The sequence below is a fragment of the Chryseobacterium elymi genome (assembly GCF_003385495.1).
In the GTDB taxonomy this organism is placed as follows: domain Bacteria; phylum Bacteroidota; class Bacteroidia; order Flavobacteriales; family Weeksellaceae; genus Chryseobacterium; species Chryseobacterium elymi.
The window spans coordinates 1-3,533 of the sequence record NZ_QNUH01000050.1; the positions used below are offsets into that span (position 1 = coordinate 1).

General features: G+C 33.2%; 3 protein-coding genes and 1 pseudogene. 3 read left to right on the forward strand and 1 reads right to left on the reverse strand.

All coding sequences use genetic code 11. The features are described 5' to 3' along the window. The 3 genes and pseudogenes from DRF60_RS21280 to DRF60_RS20715 form a co-directional block, all read left to right on the forward strand. Nucleotides 1-1,145 (forward strand): RHS repeat-associated core domain-containing protein (locus DRF60_RS21280; RefSeq protein ID WP_317125836.1); only part of this gene is annotated, 1,145 nt, incomplete at its 5' end. A 1-nt stretch (nucleotide 1,146) separates the two neighbouring features. Further along, the gene (locus tag DRF60_RS20710; protein WP_116015250.1) at nucleotides 1,147-1,692 is read left to right on the forward strand and encodes a hypothetical protein; all 546 of its coding nucleotides are present in this window, start codon (nucleotides 1,147-1,149) and stop codon (nucleotides 1,690-1,692) included. Nucleotides 1,693-1,739: 47 nt separating this feature from the next. Further along, nucleotides 1,740-1,922 (forward strand): annotated as a pseudogene (locus tag DRF60_RS20715) (RHS repeat-associated core domain-containing protein); the annotation flags it as partial. Between the two features lie 1,210 nt (nucleotides 1,923-3,132). Here DRF60_RS20715 and DRF60_RS20725 read toward each other — a convergent pair. Then, the gene (locus DRF60_RS20725; RefSeq protein WP_238640271.1) at nucleotides 3,133-3,399 is read right to left on the reverse strand and encodes a helix-turn-helix domain-containing protein; all 267 of its coding nucleotides are present in this window, start codon (nucleotides 3,397-3,399) and stop codon (nucleotides 3,133-3,135) included. Between the last annotated feature and the right edge of the window lie 134 nt (nucleotides 3,400-3,533).

The following is a 3,533-nucleotide window of genomic DNA, read 5'->3' on the forward strand; positions in this document are numbered from 1 at the left end:
AGCAATGCACATGGTGCAGGACTGATGTAGCGTATGAGCAACAGGCATTCAAAGATATAATTATAGACCCTGGCTTTCCTACCTTGCCAGCTACATGGACATTGGACTTTGTAGCTACCTCAGAAGGGTTTTACAGTTTCATAGAAAACCGTTATATTTACCAATACAGAGACCATTTAGGAAATGCAAGGGTTAGTTATGCTAAAAATAGCGAAGGAGCTGTTGAAATTACAGATACCAACAACTATTATGCTTTTGGGCTAAACCATATCGGAGGATTAAAAGGAAACCTGGGTGGATATCAGAACTATAAGTACAACGGAAAGGAACTGCAAGAGACCGGAATGTATGATTACGGAGCGAGATTCTATATGCCTGATATTGGAAGATGGGGTGTGGTGGATCCTCTGGCGGAGAAGTATCAACCTTTCAATGGCTATAATTATGTTTTAAATAATCCAATTAGTAATATTGATCCTGATGGAATGGAGGTTAAACATGACTATCAAATTCTTAAAAATGGTGATGTTAAGTTGATCAAAGAAACGCAAGAAAAATCAGATACTTTATATGCTAGTAATGATAAAGGAGAAGTAGATAAAAGTAAGGGAAGTGTTACTGTTAAAAAAGCTGAAGTTGAAGATTCTACAATCATATCAGATTTAGCGACAAATAGAAAAGAGGAATTCGGATTTGGAAGTTCTGATTTACGTTTAGCAACAACCAGTAATAGAACAGATGCATTAGATGTATTTCAATTTGCGGCACTGAACAGTACAAACGAATGGTCTATTCAAAGTAACACAATTAATGGGAAAAATGAATATGCTTTAGGAACGCAGTTGCATCCTAGATTATCACCAAACTATTTAGCATTTGATAAATTAGGATACTCTTCAAAAACTCTTAATTGGGATATGCATTCTCATGGAACTTATTTAGGTACAAACGGACCATCTTCAGGTGATACAGGGCATGCTTTAACAAATAGTGCGGTAAGGTTCTTATTCAGAACGAATGGTAATGACAGAGGAAAAGTTTATCCATATGGAAAATCTTTTGATAATAACAATCTGTTTCGGCAACGAAGATATGATGATATGAAGCAAAAGAAATTTTCTAATGATCTCATTAATTTTAAATAGTATGAAAATATTACAATTAATTTTATTTCTGCTCATCACAGGAATACATGCACAAAATAAAGATGCCAGCAATTTTTTTGAAAGCCATTCTATATATTGGAAAGTAAACAATGCATTATCTTTTATTGAAAAGTCAAATACAATTTTAATCAACGAGTATGAAAAATCGGTTATATATGCTCTTGTAACTCCGATGCATGAGAACGCTTTTGTTGTCAGTTTAAAAAATAAATTGCCTATTTTAGATAAAAAGCAGTTGAAATGTTTTAAAATTAATGATAACAGATTTGTGGTATTTGTTGACAGGTCTGAAGAAAATTTTGGAGAGACTGAATCATATAAAAAGAATTTTGAACTCAAAACCAAAGAAGTCGTTTCTTGTGACGGTTTATTTAAGAAATTAAAGGAAAATAAGCTTCCTAAAATTCCTGAAAACGTTTTTGCGTATGCTGTTTTTGAAGGAAATTTTGTTTATTTAGAAGACTTGGCAACCTTTGATGCATTACAATATCTAGAAATAGAATATGATCTGAATAGATCAAATTAAGCATTATATGGAAGATAATAAGTAACCTCTTATTTTATGAGGTTATTTATAATTATAAGTACAACGGCAAGGAGTTGCAGGAGACCGGAATGTATGATTATGGAGCGAGGATGTATATGCCGGATTTAGGTAGATGGGGAGTGGTGGATCCGCTGGCAGAGCAGTATCGTAGACACTCTACTTACAATTATGCAATGAATAACCCAATCCGTTTTATTGATCCAGATGGACGTGGAGTTAATGATTTTGTTCAGAGGAAAGATGGTTCTATTTATTGGGACAAAAACGCAAACTCACAAGCTACGACTAAGGCTGGTTCTGGAGAAACTTATTTAGGAAAGGAATTAACATTTAACTTTACCAGCTATATTGATGGTAAGCTTTGGGATGGGCCTTTAAATGGGATAGTAGATGCTTCTGGTGTTAAATTAACAAGTACTTTAAAATTAACAGCGGGAGAAAATGATGCAGGAGAATTAACAAGTTTGTCAGGAAGTTTTGAATCCAAACCTGGTGATACTCCAATTGGTGCACCAAGAATGTTCTATCCAGGAGAAGGGGGAAGTAATAATGTTTTTGGAATGACTCCTACATCAACGGGAATTAATACAAATTTTGAACAGCATGCAAGTGTATCTCCAATTGAAGAATGGGGATTAAATCAGATAGGTTTTAAAATAGTAGATGTTGCTCAAAAATTAAATATTAATTATAATAGTGGGAGTGGGAATCTTTCGGTGGATGCTTACACAAATGTTTTTCCCTCTGCTAGTTTAACAGTTTCTGGTAGTGGTAACACTTCCAAGTTGATGCAGTATAATCAGCCGTCTTTTCAAGGAACTCATACTGCACCTTTCACAGGAATCTCTGGTATGAATCCATTTCAAGATAGTAGAGGAAAATCTGTTCATCCTTATCACAATGTATCAACACCTAAACGAGTGTATGATTTTTCATATTATCCGTCAAAATTTTATAAAAGAAACTAATATGTTCAAAGCTACCCTTATTAATAGTTTTTTATATGTAACAATAAAGTATATTATTTTCTTTATTGTACTTGCTTTTATTGGAAATCGATTTAAGCATATTGTGCTAGATAATGCAAAAACATCATCTGAAGTATTTAGCCTTACTTTAAATTATATTTTACATGTGTCAATATATATGATACCATTAATATTAATTTTTAGTTTTCCTATATACTTCATAATGAAAATAAAGAAAAGCATATTCTTTTTACTTTCTATAGTATTATTTTTTATAGGAGAATATTATTTTTATACATATTTGTATGCTCCTTCGAATAAAACTTTAGGGATTTATAATATTATAATCAGTATAATTTTATTATTAGTCTTTTTCTATAAAGTTATTCGTTCAAAATTTATAGAGCCATAGAGATAAGATAAAGCCACTCAAACGAGTGGCTTTGTTGTTTTATAAAATGCTTTGCAATTTAGTTTGTTTAAGGAACGCATCCAGGAGAGCGAAGACATGCTGTCTATCGTTCTCTTTTAGTTTTTGTATATCTAAAATTTTAGCAACAATATTTTTATCCAGTAGAATATCCGTAGAACCTACAAGATAATCCAGAGACACTTCCAGGGCTTCTGCCAGCTGCGTGGCCATCTCAATAGATGGTTTTACTTCCTCACGCTCATATCTACCGATGACAGCACCGTGGACACCTACGAGTTTGCCCACTTCGTCCTGCAACATCCCGATGTATCAGGAAACAGGATAGCCTACGATGATAACGGAAACATGAAAGATCAAAAGGACAAGGGAATTCTTGATATTCAATATAATTTCTTGAATTTACCGGGATATATGATGTT

What these genes read in the sequence shown, in the direction of transcription:
- DRF60_RS20710 (WP_116015250.1), top strand. Translation starts at nt 1,147, where the DNA reads ATGAAAATATTACAATTAATTTTATTTCTGCTCATCACAGGAATACAT.